This window comes from Nonomuraea sp. NPDC005730 (genome assembly GCF_040630865.1).
In the GTDB taxonomy this organism is placed as follows: domain Bacteria; phylum Actinomycetota; class Actinomycetes; order Streptosporangiales; family Streptosporangiaceae; genus Nonomuraea.
In genome coordinates, this window is sequence record NZ_JBEXYK010000086.1 from 1 (window position 1) to 18,938 (window position 18,938).

19 protein-coding genes and 1 pseudogene are annotated in these 18,938 nt (G+C 72.1%); 16 read left to right on the forward strand and 4 right to left on the reverse strand.

Annotated elements, in window-relative coordinates; translation table 11 throughout:
* From ABZ444_RS47490 to ABZ444_RS47510, 5 genes and pseudogenes are all read left to right on the forward strand, one after another.
* A pseudogene (locus ABZ444_RS47490) lies at positions 1-349 on the forward strand (hypothetical protein); the annotation flags it as partial.
* A complete protein-coding gene (locus tag ABZ444_RS47495; protein WP_358010987.1) occupies positions 336-1,592 on the forward strand; it encodes an ABC transporter permease in 1,257 nt (418 codons plus the stop codon). The pseudogene ABZ444_RS47490 and the gene ABZ444_RS47495, both read left to right, overlap by 14 nt.
* Before the next feature lie 5 nt (positions 1,593-1,597).
* Positions 1,598-2,158, forward strand: a complete 561-nt coding sequence (locus ABZ444_RS47500) for a hypothetical protein (RefSeq protein ID WP_358010989.1) — start codon at positions 1,598-1,600, stop codon at positions 2,156-2,158.
* Positions 2,155-2,847 carry a response regulator transcription factor gene (locus tag ABZ444_RS47505; protein ID WP_358010992.1) on the forward strand — a complete coding sequence of 231 codons (693 nt, stop codon included), beginning with the start codon at positions 2,155-2,157 and terminating at the stop codon, positions 2,845-2,847. Before ABZ444_RS47500 ends, ABZ444_RS47505 begins: the two co-directional genes overlap by 4 nt.
* Entirely contained in the window at positions 2,844-4,301 is a 1,458-nt protein-coding gene (locus ABZ444_RS47510; RefSeq protein WP_358010995.1) for a HAMP domain-containing sensor histidine kinase, read from the forward strand. Before ABZ444_RS47505 ends, ABZ444_RS47510 begins: the two co-directional genes overlap by 4 nt.
* Before the next feature lie 15 nt (positions 4,302-4,316).
* Here the strand turns inward: ABZ444_RS47510 and ABZ444_RS47515 are convergent, their stop codons facing one another.
* On the reverse strand, positions 4,317-5,717 hold the full coding sequence (locus tag ABZ444_RS47515) for an FG-GAP and VCBS repeat-containing protein (protein WP_358010998.1): 1,401 nt from the start codon (positions 5,715-5,717) through the stop codon (positions 4,317-4,319).
* A gap of 136 nt (positions 5,718-5,853) precedes the next feature.
* Here ABZ444_RS47515 and ABZ444_RS47520 point away from each other — a divergent pair, with 136 nt between their 5' ends.
* Positions 5,854-7,083 carry a cytochrome P450 gene (locus ABZ444_RS47520; protein WP_358011000.1) on the forward strand — a complete coding sequence of 410 codons (1,230 nt, stop codon included), beginning with the start codon at positions 5,854-5,856 and terminating at the stop codon, positions 7,081-7,083.
* On the opposite strand, the gene ABZ444_RS47525 is transcribed toward ABZ444_RS47520, so the two are convergent.
* Together ABZ444_RS47525 and ABZ444_RS47530 are read right to left on the reverse strand one after the other, a co-directional pair.
* Positions 7,073-8,479 carry an MFS transporter gene (locus ABZ444_RS47525; protein WP_358011003.1) on the reverse strand — a complete coding sequence of 469 codons (1,407 nt, stop codon included), beginning with the start codon at positions 8,477-8,479 and terminating at the stop codon, positions 7,073-7,075. The genes ABZ444_RS47520 and ABZ444_RS47525 overlap by 11 nt on opposite strands.
* 56 nt (positions 8,480-8,535) lie before the next feature.
* Positions 8,536-9,135, reverse strand: a complete 600-nt coding sequence (locus tag ABZ444_RS47530; RefSeq protein ID WP_358011051.1) for a TetR/AcrR family transcriptional regulator — start codon at positions 9,133-9,135, stop codon at positions 8,536-8,538.
* 332 nt (positions 9,136-9,467) lie between these two features.
* Between ABZ444_RS47530 and ABZ444_RS47535 the strand changes: the two genes are divergently transcribed.
* The 4 genes from ABZ444_RS47535 to ABZ444_RS47550 are packed head-to-tail and all read left to right on the forward strand — an operon-like array spanning position 9,468 to position 12,193.
* Positions 9,468-9,728, forward strand: coding sequence for a hypothetical protein (locus tag ABZ444_RS47535; RefSeq protein ID WP_358011006.1), 261 nt, complete (start codon positions 9,468-9,470; stop codon positions 9,726-9,728).
* Positions 9,692-9,886: a CrcB family protein gene (locus ABZ444_RS47540; protein ID WP_358011008.1), complete on the forward strand. Its 195-nt coding sequence runs from the start codon at positions 9,692-9,694 to the stop codon at positions 9,884-9,886. Before ABZ444_RS47535 ends, ABZ444_RS47540 begins: the two co-directional genes overlap by 37 nt.
* On the forward strand, positions 9,883-10,161 hold the full coding sequence (locus ABZ444_RS47545; RefSeq protein WP_358011010.1) for a CrcB family protein: 279 nt from the start codon (positions 9,883-9,885) through the stop codon (positions 10,159-10,161). The genes ABZ444_RS47540 and ABZ444_RS47545 overlap by 4 nt, the downstream gene beginning before the upstream one ends.
* 22 nt (positions 10,162-10,183) lie before the next feature.
* Positions 10,184-12,193 (forward strand): APC family permease, encoded by a 2,010-nt coding sequence (locus tag ABZ444_RS47550; RefSeq protein ID WP_358011012.1) that lies wholly within the window; start codon positions 10,184-10,186, stop codon positions 12,191-12,193.
* On the opposite strand, the gene ABZ444_RS47555 is transcribed toward ABZ444_RS47550, so the two are convergent.
* Positions 12,177-12,827 (reverse strand): biliverdin-producing heme oxygenase, encoded by a 651-nt coding sequence (locus ABZ444_RS47555; protein ID WP_357969031.1) that lies wholly within the window; start codon positions 12,825-12,827, stop codon positions 12,177-12,179. The two genes, ABZ444_RS47550 and ABZ444_RS47555, sit on opposite strands and share 17 nt — an antisense overlap.
* 256 nt (positions 12,828-13,083) lie before the next feature.
* On the opposite strand from ABZ444_RS47555, the gene ABZ444_RS47560 reads away from it, so the two are divergent.
* The 6 genes from ABZ444_RS47560 to ABZ444_RS47585 are packed head-to-tail and all read left to right on the forward strand — an operon-like array spanning position 13,084 to position 18,917.
* Positions 13,084-13,920 carry an STAS domain-containing protein gene (locus tag ABZ444_RS47560; protein ID WP_358011015.1) on the forward strand — a complete coding sequence of 279 codons (837 nt, stop codon included), beginning with the start codon at positions 13,084-13,086 and terminating at the stop codon, positions 13,918-13,920.
* Positions 13,920-14,285 (forward strand): STAS domain-containing protein, encoded by a 366-nt coding sequence (locus ABZ444_RS47565; RefSeq protein WP_221762408.1) that lies wholly within the window; start codon positions 13,920-13,922, stop codon positions 14,283-14,285. The genes ABZ444_RS47560 and ABZ444_RS47565 overlap by 1 nt, the downstream gene beginning before the upstream one ends.
* Positions 14,286-14,293: 8 nt before the next feature.
* Positions 14,294-14,677, forward strand: coding sequence for an anti-sigma regulatory factor (locus ABZ444_RS47570; RefSeq protein ID WP_358011053.1), 384 nt, complete (start codon positions 14,294-14,296; stop codon positions 14,675-14,677).
* The gene (locus tag ABZ444_RS47575; protein ID WP_358011017.1) at positions 14,665-15,666 is read left to right on the forward strand and encodes an ATP-binding SpoIIE family protein phosphatase; all 1,002 of its coding nucleotides are present in this window, start codon (positions 14,665-14,667) and stop codon (positions 15,664-15,666) included. The genes ABZ444_RS47570 and ABZ444_RS47575 overlap by 13 nt, the downstream gene beginning before the upstream one ends.
* Entirely contained in the window at positions 15,653-17,335 is a 1,683-nt protein-coding gene (locus tag ABZ444_RS47580) for an ATP-binding protein (protein ID WP_358011019.1), read from the forward strand. Before ABZ444_RS47575 ends, ABZ444_RS47580 begins: the two co-directional genes overlap by 14 nt.
* The gene (locus ABZ444_RS47585) at positions 17,328-18,917 is read left to right on the forward strand and encodes a fused response regulator/phosphatase (protein ID WP_358011022.1); all 1,590 of its coding nucleotides are present in this window, start codon (positions 17,328-17,330) and stop codon (positions 18,915-18,917) included. The genes ABZ444_RS47580 and ABZ444_RS47585 overlap by 8 nt, the downstream gene beginning before the upstream one ends.
* Positions 18,918-18,938 lie beyond the last annotated feature (21 nt).

Genomic DNA, 18,938 nt, shown 5'->3' on the forward strand with positions numbered 1-18,938 from the left:
GCCGGTGACGACGCCGCCGACGTGCGCTGGTGCGGCCCCGGTGAGCTGGCGCTCCTCCCGCTCGCAGCAGCGCGTGGCCGTGGCCAGGGCGCTGGTCACCGCGCCCGCGCTGCTGCTGGCCGACGAGCCCACCGGCAACCTGGACACCGCCTCCACCCGCGACGTGCTGCAGATCCTCGACCGGCTCAGCGAGTCCGGACGCACGATCGTGCTCATCACCCACGAGGACGACGTGGCCGCGCACGCCAGACGGGTGATCCGGCTGGTGGACGGCGAGATCGTGGAGGACCGCCGCCAGGCGCCGGTCGACGGACCACCCCCGAGGACGGCGGCCAGTGAACCAGCTTGAGATCCTCCGCTTCGCGCTGCGCGGCCTGCTGGCCAACAAGATGCGCAGCGCCCTGACCACGCTGGGCATCCTCATCGGCGTCGCCGCGGTCATCCTGCTGGTGGCGGTCGGCGAGGGCTCCTCGCAGAGCATCCAGAAGAACATCCAGCGCCTCGGCGCCAACACGCTGACGATCTCCCCGTCCTTCTCGGGCGGGGGCGGCGGGGGCGGTTTCGGCGGGCGCGCGCCGGGCGGCGGCGGCAACACCGGGCCGCGCACGCAGGCCAGGCAGCTCGGCCTGGCCGACGCCAGGGCGCTCACCGACCGGACGCTCGCGCCGTCGGTCAGGTCCGTCTCGCCGGTGGTCGGCGCCAACTCCGCCGCCGCCGCGTACGGCGCCGCAAGCCACACGATCGCGCAGTTCGTCGGCACCTACCCCAGCTACTTCGAGGCCATGAACAAGCCCGTGGCCAAGGGCACGTACTTCTTCAACGACGACGTGCTGGCCGCCAGGAAGGTCGTGGTGCTCGGGCAGACGGTGGTGACGGAGCTGTTCGGCGCGGTGGACCCGATCGGCCGGCAGGTCAGCGTGTCGGGGGTGCCGTTCACGGTGGTGGGGGTGCTCAAGGAGAGCGGCTCCACCGGCATGCAGGACGCCGACGACGTGGCCGTGGCGCCGCTGCCCGCCGTGCAGCAGAGCCTGAGCGGGTTCGGCTCGCTGGACTCGATCGTCGTGCAGGCCACCGGCGCCGAGGCCACCACCGCGGCGCAGTCGGAGGTGACCGCCGTCCTCAACCAGCGGCACGGCATCACCGACGGCAACCCCGACTACCGGATACTCAACCAGGCCACCCTGCAGGAGACGGTGAGCGAGGCCACCGGCACGTTCACCGTGCTGCTCGGGGCGGTGGCGGCGATCTCGCTGCTGGTGGGCGGCATCGGCATCACCAACATCATGCTGGTCACCGTGACCGAGCGGACCCGGGAGATCGGCATCCGCAAGGCGATCGGCGCGCCGCGCAGCGCGATCCTGGGCCAGTTCCTGATGGAGGCCACGCTGCTCAGCCTGGTCGGCGGGCTGCTCGGGGTGCTGGTGGCCTTCGTCGGCACCCGGTTCACCGTGGCCGGCATCGAGCCGGTCCTCGTGCCGTCGTCCGTCGCGCTGGCGCTGGGCGTGTCGGTGGGGATCGGGCTGTTCTTCGGCAGTTATCCCGCCAACAGGGCGGCCAAGCTCCGGCCGATCCAGGCCCTGCGGCACGAGTAGGCGGCATGAGTAAGGAGAAAGACATGGACCGGCTCGACTCCTCGCCCTTCCCCGACGACCTGGGGGAGGAGCTCGCCGTCCAGCCGCGCGGGGGCGTCTCGAAGCTGACGCTCGGGCTGGCCGCCGGGGTGGTGCTGGTGGCGGGCGTGCTCATCGGGATCCAGGCGGGCAAGCTGTTCGGCACGTCCGACGCCGCGCCGGCCGCCGCGCAGCTCCGCCGTACGGACGGCCAGTTCCCCGGCGGCGACTACGGCCAGCGCGGCTACGGCGCCCAGAACGGCACCCAGAACGGGCCTCAGAACGGCGGGTTCGGGCAGCGCATGGGCGGCGGCACGGTCGGCACCGTCGAGAAGGTCGACGGCGGCAAGATCTACGTCAGGACCATGGACGGCGCCACGGTGACGGTCACCACCAGCGACCAGACCACGGTCCAGATCTCCAAGCCCGGCAAGGTCGCCGACCTGGCCGCCGGCACCACGGTCGTGGTGCGCGGGCAGCAGTCCGGCGACGGCTCGGTCACCGCGACCGTGATCACCCAGGGCACCCAGGGAGGCGGCCCGCGATGAACGCGCCCGAGGCCAGGCTGCTCGTGGTCGACGACGAGCCCAACATCAGGGAGCTGTTCTCGGCCAGCCTGCGCATGGCCGGGTTCGAGGTGCTGACCGCCGCCGACGGGCGGGAGGCGCTGCGGGTGGCCGAGGAGAGCACGCCCGACCTGGTGATGCTCGACGTGATGCTGCCCGACATCGACGGCCTGGCGGTCGCGGGAAGGCTGCGGTCCCGCGGCCGCCGGGTCCCGGTGCTGTTCGTGACCGCCAAGGACACGCCGGAGGACCGGATCACCGGTCTCGGCCTCGGCGAGGACTACGTGACCAAGCCGTTCAGCCTGGAGGAGGTCATCGCCCGGATCCGGGCGGTGCTGCGCAGGACCCGCAGGGGCGCGCCGCCGCCCCACCGGCTGAGCGTCGCCGACCTGGAGCTGGACGAGGAGAGCCACGAGGTCTGGCACGACGGCGTCCCGGTGCGGCTGTCGCCCACGGAGTTCCGGCTGCTGCGCTACTTCATGCTGAACGCCGGCCGGGTGCTGTCCAAGACGCAGATCCTCGACCACGTCTGGAACGGCGACTGGCGCACCGACGTGGGCCTGGTCGAGTCGTACGTGTCGTACCTGCGGCGCAAGATCGACACCGGTGACCGGAAGTACCTGCACACGCTGCGCGGGGTCGGCTACATCCTGCGCCCGCCGCGCATATGAGGAAACACCTCGCCCGCGCCCCGCTCTGGCTGCGCCTGGTCTCGGCCACGCTGCTGCTGGTCACCCTCGCCATCACGGTGACCGGCCTGTTCGCCGTGCGGCTGCTGCGCGGATACCTGGTCGAGCGGGTGGACCGGCAACTGGTGGCGGCCGCCGCGCCGCGCGACCTGCCGCCGCCGCCCGAGGCGTGGCCGGCCGGGCGGCAGCCGCAGCGTTTCTTCGGGCTGTTCCACTCGGTGCTGGTGGACGCGGGCGGCGCCACCGTACGGGTGATGAGCGAGTCCACCGAGGAGCACACGCCCCGGCTGCCCCGGCTGACCGGCGCGGACGTCGCCGCGCGCGGCGGGCGGCCGTTCACCGTCGAGTCCCGCGCGCCCGGCGGGCCGCACTGGCGGGTGGTCGCCGTCCCCGGCCGCGACGGCGTCAGCCGGGTGATCGCCATCAGCCTCGGCGACGTCGAGGGCACGGTGGCCAGGCTCGCCCTCATCGTGGCGTTCGCCGGCGGCGGCACGCTGGTCGTCCTGGGCCTCGCCTGCTACTGGCTGGTACGGCGGAGCCTGCGCCCGCTGCGCGAGATCGGCCGCACCGCCAAGGACATCGCGGGCGGCGACCTGTCACGCCGGGTGCCGATGTGGGCGAGCACCACCGAGGTCGGCAAGCTGGGCCGCTCGCTCAACGGCATGCTCGCCCAGATCGAGTCGGCGGTGCGCGAGCGGGAGGCGGCGGCGGAGTCGGCGCGCGAGTCGGCGACGGCGGCGCGGCGTTCGGAGGAGGTCATGCGCCGGTTCATGGCCGACGCCTCGCACGAGCTGCGCACGCCGCTCACCTCGATCAGGGGGTTCGCCGAGCTGTTCCGGCTGGGGGAGGAGAAGGACCTGGCCGAGGCCGTGCGGCTGCTGAGCCGGATCGAGGGGCAGGCCGCGCGTATGGGCCTGCTGGTGGAGGACATGCTGCTGCTGGCCCGGCTGGACCGGCGGCGGGAGCTGGCGCGGCGGCCGGTGGACCTGCTCAGCCTGGCCGCGACCGCCGTGATCGACGCCCAGACGCTCGCCCCCGACCGGCGGATCGAGCTGGTCCGCTCGGACGGCGGCGAGGGCGAGGTGCTGGTGACCGGCGACGAGTCGCGGCTCGGCCAGGTGGTCGGGAACCTGGTGAGCAACGCGCTGCAGCACACGCCGCCGGGGACGCCGTTCGAGGTGCGCGTCGGGGTGGACGGCGAGCGGGCCGTGGTGGAGGTGGCCGACGAGGGCCCGGGGTTCCCGCCGGAGGTGGCCGAGCGGGTGTTCGAGCGGTTCTACCGGGCCGATCCGGCGCGCGGGGTGGGCGGGGCCGGTCTGGGCCTGTCGATCGCGGCGACGCTGGTGGAGGCGCACGGCGGCGTCATCATGGCCGAGGGCGAGCCGGGCAAGGGCGCCCTGTTCCGGGTGCTCCTGCCACCCGCGCCCCGTGAGTAGGAGCCCAGGGCGTGTTCAGCCGAAGGTGTAGCCGTACAGGCCGGTGCCCTGGGAGACCTGGCGGAGGCGGCCCAGGCGCAGGCCCGTCTCGCGGACGCCGGGGGCGTACATGACCAGGCCCTGGTCGGGGGCGGCGACCAGGAGCCCGTCCAGGGGAGGTCCGGCGGTCAGCGCGCGGTAGCGCCCGCCCCCGCCGGGCAGCGTGGCCAGCGCGGCGCCGAAGTCCCGCCCCCTGCCCTTGACCAGGAGGTTCCCCTTCCGGGTCAGGCCGCCCGACGCGCGCCCCTGGAGCACCTGGACGGCGTGCTCGCCGGGCACGCCGATGGCCAGCTCGTCCTTGCCGTCGCCGGTGAAGTCCCCGGTGGCCAGCGCCGCGCCGAACCGGTCGTAGTAGCGCGGCTCGCCCTTCAGCGAGCGCTGCGACCACGCCTCGCTGCCGTGGGTGCGCAGGCCGGCGCGCGAGCCGTACAGGACGTCCACGGTGCCGTCGCCGTAGTCCATGGCCCGCTGGTTCTCGCTGAGGCCCTCGCCGGGCACGCCGATCGCCAGGTCGTCGCGGCCGTCGCCGTTGAAGTCGCCGGTGGCCAGGGCCGCGCCGAAGGCGTCCCACTTCTCCGCCGCGCCGGCGATCCCCGGCGAGCTCTGCGTGAGCAGCCGGGCCCGGCGGGCGCGCGGGTCGAGCACGGTCACCGATCCCTGGCCGTCCAGGCGCACGCTGTCGGCGGGCGCGCCGACGGCCAGCTCGTCGCGGCCGTCGCCGTCGAAGTCGCCGGCCGTCAGCGCCGCGCCCCACTGGTCGGTGACGTTCGCCGGCTGCCGCACCCACGCCGTCTTCTGGGTGATCTGGTACGTCTTGCGGCCCTTCATCCCGTAGACGGTGACCGCACCGCCCGACGCGTGGCTCGGGGAGCCGACGGCCAGCTCGTCGCGGCCGTCGCCGTCGAAGTCGCCGGCCGCCAGTGCCGCGCCGAACCGGTCGCTGCCCCGCCGGGCCGGGGCCAGCTCCTCGCCGGCGATCAGCCCGGCGGGGGAGCCGTCGAAGATCTGTACGACCCCGTTGCCGTCCGCGCCGGGCACCCGCGCCCCGGCGAACTCCTCCGACACCCCGACCGCCAGGTCGGCGCAGCGGTCGCCGTCGAAGTCGCCGACGGCCAGCGCCGACCCGAAGGCGTCCCCGGGTTCCGCGCCGGGCTGGGTGAGCTTGACGGTCCGGCCCGAGCCGTACATGACGTTCACCGAACCGGCCCTGGAGCCGTCGTAGGGGGCGGCGACGGCGATGTCGGCGCGGCCGTCGCCGTCGAAGTCGAGGAGGTGCCCACCGCACGCGCGGGCGGCGGGCCCGCCGGTGGAGACGGGCCCCGAGACGGGCCCGGAGACGAGGGGGACGACCAGGCAGGCGGCGAGCAACGCGTTCATACCGACAGTCATCTCCATCCACGTCGAACCCGGACTTAACGCCACGAGAACGGGCCAGGAGGGCACGATGCACATCCGCTTCGGAAGGGACTTTCGGCCCGTCCGCCAGGGCGTGGGAGCGTGCCAGGATAGACGGGTGGACATCGACCTCGCTGATCTGGACTTCTGGCGCAAACCGCTCAAAGAGCGGAATGAGGCATTCGCCCGGCTCCGGCAACTGGAGCACCCGGTGTTCTTCCCGGAGAAGAAGGTGCCCTTCCTCCGCTCCGGCAAGGGCTTCTACGCCCTGGTCCGGCACGCGGACGTGGTCGAGGCCAGCCGCAACGCCAAGATCTTCTCCAGCGAGCCCGCCGTCACCAACCCCGAGCCGCCGGGCTGGGTCAAGCAGGTGTTCGGCGAGTCCATGGTGAACATGGACGACCCTCGCCACGCCCGCCTGCGCCGCATCGTGACGCGCTCGTTCAGCCCCAAGATGCTGGCGGGGCTCCAGGACGACATCCAGGCCGCCTGCGCCCGCATCGTCGACGACGTCGTCAAGGACGGCCCGCGAGACTTCGTCACTCAGGTCGCCGCCAAGCTTCCCATCCACGTCATCTGCGACATGCTCGACATCCCGCAGGAGCTGCGTGCCAAGGTCCACCAGCACGTCGACATCTCCACCGCCTACACCGGCGTGCGTCCCAGCCTGGCCCGCAGCGTCCAGATGGCCGGCCAGAACATGCTGGCCCTGCTGGCCCTGCAGCGCATGGTCATCAAGCTCGGCCACGAGCGCGTCGCCGAGCCCAAGGGCGACCTGGTCTCGCTCCTGGTCAACGCCAACCCCGACGGCGAGAAGCTGACCGACAAGGAGCTGGGCTCGTTCTTCTCGCTGCTGCTGGTGGCGGGCAACGAGACCGCCCGCAACACCATGGCCCACGGCATCCGGCTGCTCACCGAGAACCCGGCCCAGCGCGAGCTGCTGACCTCCGACTTCGACGCCCACATCAACGGCGCGATCGAGGAGATGGTCCGCTACGTCTCGCCCATCATGCAGTTCCGCCGCACGGTCACCGAGGACTGCACGCTGCGCGGGCTGGAGCTGAAGCAGGGCGACAAGGTCGTGCTGTTCTACGGCTCGGCCAACCGCGACGAGTCGGTCTTCCCCGACCCCGACACCTTCGACATCACCCGCGACACCAAGCCCCACGTCGGGTTCGGCGGGCCGGGCCCGCACTTCTGCCTCGGCGCCAACCTGGCCAGGCAGGAGATGCGCACGATGTTCCGGGAGCTGCTGACCCGGTTGCCCGGCGTGCGCTCGGTCGGCGAGCCCGAGCTGCTGCTGTCGAACTTCGACAACAGCGTGCGCAGTCAGGCGTTCACGTACTAGCCGTCTCCGGCTCTCCGGCCAGCACGTTCGTCCTGATGGTGAGGAACGTGATGGCCGCGGCGACCGCCATCATGACCGCGCTGATCAGCATGGCCGCCCGGAACCCGGCGTTGAACACCGGCGGGTTCTCGAACGCGTCGCCCACCAGGCCGACCAGCGGCGGCACGGCGGCCACCGCCAGCAGGCTCCCGGTGCGGGCCACGGCGTTGTTGACGCCGCTGGCCGTGCCGGCGTAGCGCTCGTCGGCCGTGGCCAGCACCGTCGCGGTCAGCGGCGCGACGGCCGCCGACAGGCCGAGCCCGAAGACGGTCACCGCGGGCAGCACCAGCAGCGGGTAGGAGGCGTGCGGGCCGATCATGCTCATCAGCACGAACCCGGCCCCCGCCAGCAGGATCCCGATCGTCATCGGCCAGCGCGGCCCGAACCGCCGGGCCGTCTCCCCGGCCCGCGACGACAGCAGCATCATCAGGATCGTGGTCGGCAACATCGACAGCCCGGCCGCGATCGGCGAGAACCCGGAGACCACCTGGAGCTGGATCACCAGCAGGAAGAACACCACGCCCATGGCGGCGTACATGATGAGCGTGACGACGTTGACCGCCGTGAAGACGTGGTTCCTGAAGATGGCGACCGGCACCAGCGCCTGCGGCGACCTGCGCCGCTCGGTCACCACGAACGCCGCCCCGAGCAGCGCTCCGGCGATCAGCGGCACCGGCGCGCCCTTCTCGATCAGCCCGTACGTGATCCCGGCCAGCGCCAGCGCGGCCAGCATCGAGCCCAGGACGTCGAACCGCCCGGCCGCCTGCTCGTCGCGGCTCTCCGGCACGTGCCGCAGCGTCACCAGCACCACGATCAGCGCGAACGGCAGGTTGATCAGGAACGCCCACCGCCAGCCCGCCGTCTGCACCAGCCAGCCGCCCAGCAGCGGCCCGATCGCGCTGGCCACGCCGCCCAGCCCGGACCAGACCCCGACGGCCCGCGGCCGGTCCTCCTTGACGAACGACGCCTGGATGATGGCCAGCGACCCCGGGGTGAGCAGCGCGCCGCCGATGCCCTGCAACGCGCGCGCCCCGATCAGGAACTCGATGTTCGGCGACAGGCCGCACAGCGCCGAGGCCACGGCGAACCACACCGTGCCGATCAGGAAGATCTTGCGCCGCCCGTAGCGGTCGCCCAGCGAGCCGCCCAGCAGGATCAGGCCCGCCAGGGTGAGGGTGTAGGCGTTGACGGTCCACTGCAGGCCGTCCATGGCCGCGTTCAGCTCCTTGCCGAGGAACGGCAGCGCGACGTTGACCACGGTGCTGTCGAGCAGGGCCAGGCCGGAGCCGAGCACGGTCGCGCTCAGGATCCACCGCCCGCGCGCCGACTTCACCTGGACGTGACCGTTCTGTCCCATCCGTCAATCTTGTCACCGGCCCCGGCGGACCTCGGCGGCCACCCCGGCGTTCGGCCCTACGGGCGGGCGCCGAGGGCCCGGAGCACGAAACCCGACACGGCCTGCTCGGCCGTCTCGACCGTGACCTCGCCGCTGATCAGCGGCACCCGCTCGGCCCCGATGACGGCCAGCACCATCCGCGCCGTCGCGCCCACCTCGGGCACCTGGAAGTCGCCCGCCCGCACGCCGTCGTCGAGGATCTCCACCAGCACCCGCTGCATGGGCGCGACGTGCTCGGCGAGCTGCTGGTAGGCGTCGGGCCCGAGCGCCGCGCCGAGGTCGGCCGCGCCCGGGTGGGGGTGGGCCAGCAGCCCCGCGAGCTGCAGCCGGACGAAGGCCCGCAACCGGTCGGCGGGCGAGGCCCGCTCGGGCAGCTCCCGCTCGTAGCTCTCGATGAAGTAGCTGGTGACGCGCTCGGTGAAGGCCAGCAGCAGCGCGGCCTTGTCGGGGAAGTAGTTGTACAGGACCGTGCGGGTGATGCCGGCCTCGTGGGCCACGTCCGTCAGGGAGATGGCGTCGATGCCCTGGGCCCTGGACAGGCGCGAGACGGCCTGCAGGATGCGGTCGCGCGTCTGGGCGCGATGCTCGCCGATCGTGGCGGCCGAGATGCGGGGCATGGGCCCATGGTAGGCCGGATCGCCGCCGGCGCACCCGTGACCGCCCCCCGAGCGGCCTGACCCAGGCGCGGAGGTGATCACGTACAGCGTGGACAGCACGCCGTGCTCGCCGAACATCGCCGGGCCGGTGACCGGGGCACGTTCGGGCATCTCGGCGCGCATGTCCGCCTGCCTCTCTCGCCGGGACCGGGGTCGACGAGCGGCAACATTCCCCTGGGGCCGGCGGGCCACGCGGCGGCGGCGGTTCGATGGACATTCTTTGTGAAAGCCGTCGAGCACTAAGAGCGCCTCAACAATGCACATGTGCGGCAAAGGCGCTTGACCAGGGAGTTTTGCCCTCGGTTCGCCCGATCATCTCTGTCTGGGGACAGGAAGGGAGGCCGAACGATGCAGCCAGGGCTCGCCTGCTGGCGACCGGCGTCAGCGCCACCAGGACCAAGGGCCTGCTGTCCGGCGGCCCGATCGAGGTGCTGCGCAAGCAGCTCACCGCGATCGTCGTGGTCGGCCTCTACTCCTTCGTCGTCACCTACCTCATCGGCCGCGTCGTGGACCGGCTGTGCCGGTCGCCCGTCACCTGCTCACCCAGACCCTGATGGGCGCCGACCATCCGCTGCCCTGGCCCACGCTGGTGGTCAACGTCCTGGGCTGCCTGCTGATGGGCCTGCTCACCGGCGAGCTGACCCGCCACCCGCTGCACCGCATGCCGGTCAAGGCGCTGATCGGCACCGGCTTCCTGGGCGGCCGTCGATGATCCTCGTGCTGGCCGTCAACGTCATCGGCTCGGCCGTGCTCGGCGTCCTGATGGGCATCGCCTCCCGCGGCTCCCTGCCGCCGGCCGTGTTGTCGCTGGTCGGCACCGGGTTCTGCGGCGCGCTCACCACGTTCAGCACCTTCAGCACCGACACCTGGAAGATGCTGGCCGCCGGGTCCACCGGCCGGGCGCCGGCCGACATCGCCATGAACCTGGTGCTCGGCCTGGCCGTCGTCAGCCTCGGCCACCTGCTCGGCAGGGCGATCGCCGGCTGACCGGAAGGAGGCGGGAACGCCGATGACCACCGCCTCCCCGTGGGAGCGGGCCAAGCGGGCCCTGGTCGGCCGGCCGCTGCGCACCAAGCACCTGGAGCGGCAGCTGCTGCCCAAACGGCTGGCGCTGCCCGTCTTCTGCAGCGACCCGATCTCGTCGGTGGCGTACGCGACCGAGCAGATCATCATGGCCCTCACCCTGGGCGGCCTCGCCCTGCTGCACGTGACCGGCTGGATCGCCCTGGCCATCGTGGCCATGCTGATCATCATCATCGTGTCCTACCGGCAGACCTGCTACGCCTACCCGGGCGGCGGCGGCGCTTACGTCGTCAGCCGGGAGAACCTGGGCGTCAACGCCAGCCTGGTCGCCGCCGCCGCGCTGCTGGTCGACTACGTGCTGACCGTCGCCGTCTCCGTCGCCGCGGGGGTGGACGCCATCACCTCCTACGCGCCCGGCCTGGAGCGCTGGTCGGCGCCGCTCAGCGTGGCCTGCGTCGCGCTGCTCACCCTGGTCAACCTGCGCGGCACCCGCGAGTCCGGCCGCGGGTTCGCGGTGCCCAGCTACGCCTTCATCGCCTCGGTCTACCTGATGTTCCTGGTCGCCGCCTGGCGGCTGCTGACCGGCGAGCATCCCCGCGCGATCAGCGCCGACTTCACCATCGAGCCGCTCTACCAGCCCGTCGGCTTCATCGCCGTCTTCCTGGTGCTGCGCGCGTTCGCCTCCGGCTGCACGGCGCTGACCGGGGTGGAGGCGGTCAGCAACGGCGTGCCCGCCTTCCGCCGGCCCAAGAGCAGGAACGCGGCGAACACCCTGGCGATCATGGGCGCGCTGTCGGTCACCATGTTCTCCGGCATCACCGTGCTGGCCCTGCTCACCCACGTGCGGATGACCGACCCCGACCACCCCGGCCGGCTCGCCGGGATGCCCGCCGGGTACGTCGAGCCCACCGCCCTGGCCCAGATCGGCGACGCCGTCCTCGGCCGCGGCGTCCTGTACGCCTTCCTCCAGGCCAGCACCGCGGCGATCCTGATCATGGCCGCCAACACCGCCTACAACGGCTTCCCCATGCTGGCCTCGATCCTGTCCGCCGACTCCTACCTGTCCAGCCAGCTCCACAAGCGCGGCGACCGGCTGGTCTTCAGCAACGGCATCCTGCTGCTCGCGACGGCCGCGGCCGTGCTGCTCGTCGTCTTCGACGCCAACAGCTCACGGCTCATCCAGCTCTACATCATCGGCGTCTTCATCTCCTTCACGCTGAGCCAGGCCGGCATGGTGCGGCACTGGCAGCGGACCGGCCCGCGCTCGCCCGGCGTGCGGCGGCGCCAGGCCGTCAACGCGACCGGCGCGACGGTGACCGCCGCTGTCCTGGTGATCGTGCTGGTCACCAAGTTCGCGAACGGCGCCTGGCTGGTCTGCCTGGCCATCCCGGGGCTGTTCGCGCTCATGAAGGGCATCAGGCGGCACTACGACCAGGTACGGGCGGCCACCACGCCGGACACGCCCGTCGAGCAGCCCGGCGGCGCCCACGCCATGGTGCTGGTCTCCCGGCTGGGCAGCCCCGCGCTCCAGGCGGTCGCCTACGCCGCGGCCACCCGCCCGGCCGGTCTGGAGGCGGTGCACGCGTGCACCGACGAGGAGGCGACCCGCGAGCTGCGCGAGGGCTGGGAGCACTACGCCCCCTCCTCGGTGCCGCTGAGGATGATCGAGGCGCCCTACCGGACCGCCGTGGGCCCGATCCTGCGGCACGTACGCGACCGGCTGGCCCGGCACCCCGACCAGATCGTGACCGTCTACATCGTCGACTACGTCACCGGCCGCTGGTGGGAGCCGGCCCTGCACAACCGGCTGACCGCCCGGCTGCGGGACCGGCTGCTGCTGCTCCCGGGGGTCATGGTGACCCTGGTGCCCTACCGGCTGGCCTCGGGCGAAGGCCGCGCCGAGCGCCCGCCGCGGCTGCCCACGCGCCTGGCCGTCCTGGCCCGGCAGCCGGACGGCGACGACGACCGGGTTGACGCGGCTACGCCGCGGCCCTGACGACGTGCATGAGCTCGGCCAGGACCTCGGTGTTGAGCTGGTAGGCCAGCCGCACCTCGCCGATGATCCGCTGCCGCTCGCGCTCGTCGAGCTGGGCGCCGAGGGCGTCGAGCCGGGCGCGGTACTCGGTCTTGAACCGCGGCAGGCTGCCCACCTCGTCGAAGATGTAGAAGTCGACGCCGCCGCCGGCCTGGTAGCCGAAGATCTTCTGCAGTTCCATGCGGATGAACTGGCCGCCCGACAGGTCGCCGAGGTAGCGGGTGTAGTGGTGGGCGACGTAGCCGCCGGGCCAGTCGGTCATCTGGTGGATGCGGGCCTGGAGGGTCCGGGTGGCCTTGGAGGGGGCGACGCGCTCGCGCCAGGCGGGGCCGTAGATGGTGGCCAGGTCGCGTTCCAGGGCGGGCTCGCGGTACAGCTCGGGGAAGACGAAGCGGCCGGCGACCGGGTGGGCGGCCAGCTCCTTGGAGACGCCGTCGAGCGCGAGGTAGGCGAAGTAGTGCTGGGCGACCATCTCGCCGTACTCGTGCTCGTTCAACCGGCCGCCCATCAGCTCGGCGAGGTAGCCCTCGGACTCGGCCGACTCGTGGTCGCCCCAGGTGGCGGCCCTCAAGGTCTCGGAGAACGACGTCGTCACAGCACTTCCCCAACTCGCGCGAATGTTTCTGACACAGTGTCACAACCCTGGGGAGGCTCCGTCAAGGCGATGGCGACAGCATGTCAGCAAAACTCGCCTCCGCCGTTCATCTACCCAGGAAGGCGGGACTCAAGGGGGCATGCCTGGCGGGGACGTCCGTCGCGCACAGTGGTGGACGTCAAACGGTCCGCTACCTGGAGATATCGCTCTAACATACGTTGACATCGTCACTCGCTAACCGACCCAGGAGTGATCCTTGACCGTCCAAGCCGACGTCGCCAGGCGACGCATCGAAGAGCTGCTCCGTGAGCACGAGGAGCAGGTCCTCGCCCGCTGGGTGCAGCTCGCCAAGGCCCCGTCGGGAGAACTCCTCGACATCTACCGGGCCCTGCGGTCCGCGCTCGATCAGGGCATGGGAGACCTCGCCGACGTCCGGGGCCTGCTCGCCGAGCTCTCCCGCACCCGCGCCCGCGCGGGCCACGCGCCCGCCGACACCGCCCGCGCCGTCTTCGGTCTCAAGGAGGCCCTGTACGAGGTCGTGGAGGCCGACGGCGAGCCCGAGGCCCTGCGCGGCTTCATCTGGTTCTCCCGGCTCATCGACGACCTGGGCCTGCTCACCTTCGAGACGTTCTCCGACGCCCGCGAGAAGATCATCCTGGACCAGGCCGAGCAGCTGCTCGAACTGTCCACCCCGGTGGTCAAGCTCTGGGAGGGCATCGTCGCCGTGCCGCTGATCGGCACCCTCGACTCCGCCAGGACCCAGGTCGTGATGGAGAAGCTGCTGCAGACCCTGGTCGACACAGGCGCCGAGCACGCTGTGATCGACATCACCGGCGTGCCCGCCGTGGACACCCAGGTGGCCCAGCACCTCCTCAAGACCGTGGTGGCCGCCAGGCTGATGGGCGCCGAATGCGTCATCTCCGGCATCCGCCCGCAGATCGCGCACACCATCGTCACGCTCGGCATCGAGTTCGGCGACATCGTCACCAAGGCGTCGCTGGCCGACGCCCTCGCCCACGCCTTCAGGCGTAGCGGCGTGCAGGTGAGCCAGGCGAGGCACGCCCATATCGCCGTCCGGGCGGAGGGCGCCTGATGGACCGGGTGCCCGTACTCAAGCTCGGCGACATCCTGATCGTCTCCATCCAGATCGACCTGGAGGACCAGAGCGTGCTGGCCCTCCAGGAGGACCTGGCCGAGCGGGTCGTCGCCACCGGGGCCAGAGGCGTGATCATCGACATCACCGCGGTGGAGATCGTCGACTCCTTCATCGGCCGCATGCTGGCCACCATCGCCACCATGTGCCGCATGCTGGACGCCCAGACCGTGGTCGTCGGCATGCGTCCCGCCGTGGCGATCACCCTGGTGGAGCTGGGCCTGTCGCTGGGCGGCGTGCGCACGGCGCTGAACCTGGAGAAGGGAGTGGCGCTCCTCGACCACGTCAGGGGCGCCGCCACGTGACCGAGACGATGACGATCGCGGGCAGTGCGGACGTCGTGATGGTCCGGCAGATCGTGCGGACCCTCGCGATCGAGGCCGGGCTCTCCCTCGTGGACCAGACCAAGATCGTCACGGCGGCCAGCGAGCTGGCCCGCAACGCGCTCGTCTACGCCGGTGGCGGTGACGTGCGCATCGACCTCGTCGAGAACGGCAGGAAGCGGGGCCTGAAGCTGGTCTTCAGCGACGAGGGCCCCGGCATCCCCGACCTCGACAAGGCGCTCACCGACGGTTTCACCACCGGGGGCGGCATGGGCCTCGGCCTCGGCGGCTCCCGCCGGCTGGTCGACGAGTTCGACCTGATCTCCGCCCCCGGGAAGGGCACGACCGTGACGGTGACCAAATGGGCGAGGTGAGCCCGGCCTGGGTGCGCGCCGAGGACCCGAGTGCCGTCGGCGCCGTCCGGCGGCGGGCGGTCGAGCTGGCCGAGGCGGCCGGCTTCGACACCACCCGCACCGGGCAGACGGCCGTGGCCGTCAGTGAGGCCGTCTCCAACCTGGTCAAGCACGCCGTGGAGGGCGTCGTCCTGGTCCGGCCGCACCCCGAGGCCCCGGCCAGCGTGGAGCTCATCGCGGTGGACAAGGGCCCCGGCATGGCCGACGTGGCCCGCGCCCTGCGCGACGGCTACTCCACCTCCGGCACGCTCGGCATCGGGATGGGGGCCATCGCCCGCATCGCCACCGGATACGACGTTCACTCGGTGCCCGGCATGGGCACTGTGCTGGTCATGCATTTCACCGCCGAGGACACGCCCGGCCCGCCGCTGCGCGCCAGCGGCCTGACCCGGCCGATCGGCGACGAGGTGAGCTGCGGTGACGGCTACGCCATCGCCGAGAACGGCGAGAGCACCACGGTGCTGCTGTGCGACGGCCTCGGCCACGGCCACATCGCCGCCATCGCCGCGCAGACCGCCGTCGAGCTGTTCGCGCAGGTCCAGGACCAGGAGCCGCTGTCGATCCTGGAACACCTGCACCGCGGGCTGAGCGGTACCCGCGGCGGCGCCGTCGCGGTCGCCCGGGTCGGCCGCGAGACCGTCACCTACGCCGGGCTGGGCAACGTCTCCGGCTGGGTCGCCGACGCCGGCGGCCGGCAGGGCATGATCTCGCTGCCCGGCATCGCCGGCCACCAGGGACGCACCCTCCGCCAGTACGAGTACAAGATCCCCCCGTACGCCACCGTCGTGATGCACTCCGACGGCCTGACCGACCGATGGGACCCCGGGAACGTGCCGGGGCTGTTCGCGCGCACCCCCGCGGTCATCGCCGCGGGCCTGCTGCGCGAGGCGGGCAGCAGGCGTGACGACGCCTGCGTGGTGACGGTGAGGCCCGGCAATGGCGGCAACTGAGCTCATCAGGGTCAAGCTCGACACCGACCAGGACGTCTTCGTCCTGCGCCGCCTCGGCCGGGCCGCCGCCGAGCTGGTCGGGCTGGAGTCCCAGGACCAGATCAGGGTCGCCACCGCCCTCAGCGAGGTGGGCAGGGAGGCCTTCGGCAAGGGCGCCGCCGCCGTCATCACCCTCGGCCGCGACGTGCTGCTGATCACCATCCGCCACACCAGGCCGTCCGGTTTGGACCGCTCCGAAGGCGTGACGCTGGCCGGCCGGCTCGTCGACGACATCGCCCACGGCGACGGCCACATCACGATCACCAAGCGGCTGCGGCCGCGGGTGGCCGCCGTCCCGCTGGAGGCCATCCGCGCCGACCTCGCCAAGCTGGCCCCGATCAGCGCGCTGGAGGAGCTGCGCGAGCAGAACAGGGAGCTGGCCGAGACCCTGGAGGACGTGCTGCGGCTCAACTCCGAGCTGCAGGAGACCAACACCGGCGTGCTGGCCATGTACAACCAGCTCTCGGCCGAGCTGGAGGAGACCAACAGGGGAGTCGTCGCCCTGTACGCCGAGCTGGACGAGAAGTCCGCCCAGCTGCGCGAGACGATCGAGGCGCGCAACCGGTTCTGGGCCACCGTCAGCCACGAGCTGCGCACCCCGCTGAACTCCGTCATCGGCCTGGTCCGGCTGCTGACCGGCCAGGGCGGCGAGCCGCTGACCGAGGAGCAGGCCCACCAGATCGGGCTGATCGGCGATTCGGCGCAGACGCTGCTCGAACTCGTCAGCGAGCTGCTCGACATGGCCAAGGCCGAGTCCGGCCGCCTGGACCCGCAGCCCACGCTGGTCAACCTGGCGCGGATGGCCGGGCAGCTGCACGTCACGATGCGGCCGACCAGCGAGCGCGCCGGCGTGACGCTGAGCCACGAGATCACGCCGGAGGCCACCGAGCTGTACGCGGACGAGAGTATGTTGCTGCGAATTCTCCGCAATTTGCTGTCGAACGCGCTCAAATTCACGCAAAGCGGGCAGGTAATGCTGGCCGCGCATGCCGACGAAGCCAAGGGCGAGATCGTCATCACGGTCACGGACACCGGCATCGGCATCTCGGAGGAACACTTGAGGCGCGTGTTCGAGGACTTCTACCAGGTTCCCGGCTCGCTGCAGGTCAGGGCAAGGGGCACCGGCCTCGGCCTGCCGTACGCGCGCAGGCTCGCCGAGGCGCTGGGCGGCACGCTGGACCTGACCAGCACCCCGGGTGAGGGCACCACCGCCACCCTGCGGCTGCCGCACCAGATCGGCACGCCCGAGGTGCAGCGCGTGCTGATCGCCGACGACGACGAGGTCTTCCGCGCCAGCGCCCGCCGCATGCTCTACGGCTTCACCGTCCACGTGGACGAGGCCGCCGACGGCGCCGCCGCGCTCGAGGTCATGGCCGCCTCGCCGCCCGACGTGATCCTGGTCGACCTGCTCATGCCCCGGGTGGACGGCCACGTGCTGCTGCACCAGATGGCCGAGGACGAGCGGCTGAGCGAAATCCCGGTCGTCGTCGTGACCATCGCCCCGCAACACGCCCCCGGCAACCGGCCGGTACTGTCCAAGCACGGGCTGCGCAGGGAACAACTCCTGCAGGCCATCCGCAGCGCCCGCCAGGGCGAGAACGGCGGTGCTGGAGAGGACCAGGATGTCTGAGTCCGCACGCGTGCTGGTGGTGGACGACACCCCCACCAAGCGCTACATCCTGTCGAGCTGGCTACGACGGGCCGGGCACCAGGTGCTGGAGGCCAGGGGCGGCGAGGAGGCCCTCGGCATGCTCGCCGCCAACCAGATCGACCTGGTCGTCCTCGACGTCCGCCTGCCCGACATCAACGGCTACGAGGTCTGCGAGCTGATCAAGGCCAATCCGGCCACCGCCTCCATCCCCGTCATCCAGGTGTCGGCCAACGCGATCACCCCCGCCGATCGCACCGAGGGGCTGGAACGCGGCGCCGACGCCTACCTGAGCGAGCCCATCGAGCCCACCGAGTTCGCCGCGACCGTCGAGGCCATGCTGCGCTACTACCGGGCGCGCTGGCGGGCCGAGCTGATGGCCGAGCGCCTGGCCAAGCTCGCCGAGGTGACGTTGCGGATGAACGAGGCCGAGACGTTCGACGAGCTGCTGACCGTGGCCGTCGAGGGCACCGCCGAGGTGCTCGGCCGCTACAGTGGCACGCTCGCCATGCTGCCCGACGGGCGGGTCCGGCGCTTCCGCGCCCGTCCCGGCGAGCCCGCCGACGCCCAGCCCGCCGCCCCCGACGTGCTGGAACGCCTGTCCAAGCGGGCGCTGAAGGACGCCGCCAGGGCCCGGGTGTTCACCCTTGCCGCCAGCGAGTGGGAGGGCCTGCTGCCCGACGTGCGCGCCGAGGACTCCACCACCGGCGTGCTCTGCCGCACCAAGAACTCCCCGTCGCCGGTCTACCTGGGCGTCGAGGCGGTCTCGCCGCTCGACGCCGACGAGGTGAACCTGCTGCGCCAGCTCGGCCAGGAGCTGGCCCTCGCGCTGGGCGCGCTGCGCGCCTACACCGAGGAGCACGACATCGCGCTGACCCTGCAGCGCAGCCTGCTGCCCAGCCGCATCCCCGAGGTGCCGGGCCTGCAGGTCGCGCTGCGCTACCAGCCCGCCGTGGACAACGTCGAGGTCGGCGGCGACTTCTACGAGGTGCTGCAGGTCGACGGACGCGTCCTGGTCGCCGTCGGCGACGTGGAGGGCCACTCCCTGCACGCCGCGACCGTCATGGCCGAGGTGCGCCACGCCCTGCGCGCCTCGCTCATCGCCCAGGTGGACCTGAGCGCCTCCCTCGACCTGCTCAACCAGATGATGCGGCGCTACCACCGGGGCCTGACCGCCACCGTGTGCCTGATGCTCATCGACCCGGCCACCGGCGAGATCGAGCTGGCCAACGCCGGGCACATGCCGCCGCTGTTCGCCGGGCCCGGCAGCTCGTACCACTCGCTCGGCAACCTGCTGCTCGGCGCGGTGCCCGAGCGGTACCAGGTCGACCGGCTCAAGCTGCCGCCCGGCGGCACGATGATGTTGTTCACCGACGGCCTGCTGGAGGACCGGCACGTCCTGCTCGACGACAGCATGGAGAAGGCCAGGCAGCTCGCCGAGACCGTCGAGGACGACCTGGAGGAGTTCGCCGAACGCATGCTGGCGGCGTTCGGGGCGCGCGAGGACGACGTGGCGCTCGTCGTGGTCCGCCGCACCCTCGACGCGGACTCCGCCGGCGCCTGAACGGGCGTACCTGGGCCTCGG

What these genes read in the sequence shown, in the direction of transcription:
- ABZ444_RS47545 (WP_358011010.1), top strand. Translation starts at nt 9,883, where the DNA reads ATGATCCTCGTGCTGGCCGTCAACGTCATCGGCTCGGCCGTGCTCGGC.
- ABZ444_RS47510 (WP_358010995.1), top strand. Translation starts at nt 2,844, where the DNA reads ATGAGGAAACACCTCGCCCGCGCCCCGCTCTGGCTGCGCCTGGTCTCG.
- ABZ444_RS47515 (WP_358010998.1), bottom strand. Translation starts at nt 5,717, where the DNA reads ATGAACGCGTTGCTCGCCGCCTGCCTGGTCGTCCCCCTCGTCTCCGGG.
- ABZ444_RS47570 (WP_358011053.1), top strand. Translation starts at nt 14,294, where the DNA reads ATGACGATCGCGGGCAGTGCGGACGTCGTGATGGTCCGGCAGATCGTG.
- ABZ444_RS47575 (WP_358011017.1), top strand. Translation starts at nt 14,665, where the DNA reads ATGGGCGAGGTGAGCCCGGCCTGGGTGCGCGCCGAGGACCCGAGTGCC.
- ABZ444_RS47530 (WP_358011051.1), bottom strand. Translation starts at nt 9,135, where the DNA reads ATGCCCCGCATCTCGGCCGCCACGATCGGCGAGCATCGCGCCCAGACG.
- ABZ444_RS47550 (WP_358011012.1), top strand. Translation starts at nt 10,184, where the DNA reads ATGACCACCGCCTCCCCGTGGGAGCGGGCCAAGCGGGCCCTGGTCGGC.
- ABZ444_RS47565 (WP_221762408.1), top strand. Translation starts at nt 13,920, where the DNA reads ATGGACCGGGTGCCCGTACTCAAGCTCGGCGACATCCTGATCGTCTCC.
- ABZ444_RS47505 (WP_358010992.1), top strand. Translation starts at nt 2,155, where the DNA reads ATGAACGCGCCCGAGGCCAGGCTGCTCGTGGTCGACGACGAGCCCAAC.
- ABZ444_RS47525 (WP_358011003.1), bottom strand. Translation starts at nt 8,479, where the DNA reads ATGGGACAGAACGGTCACGTCCAGGTGAAGTCGGCGCGCGGGCGGTGG.
- ABZ444_RS47500 (WP_358010989.1), top strand. Translation starts at nt 1,598, where the DNA reads ATGAGTAAGGAGAAAGACATGGACCGGCTCGACTCCTCGCCCTTCCCC.
- ABZ444_RS47580 (WP_358011019.1), top strand. Translation starts at nt 15,653, where the DNA reads ATGGCGGCAACTGAGCTCATCAGGGTCAAGCTCGACACCGACCAGGAC.
- ABZ444_RS47585 (WP_358011022.1), top strand. Translation starts at nt 17,328, where the DNA reads ATGTCTGAGTCCGCACGCGTGCTGGTGGTGGACGACACCCCCACCAAG.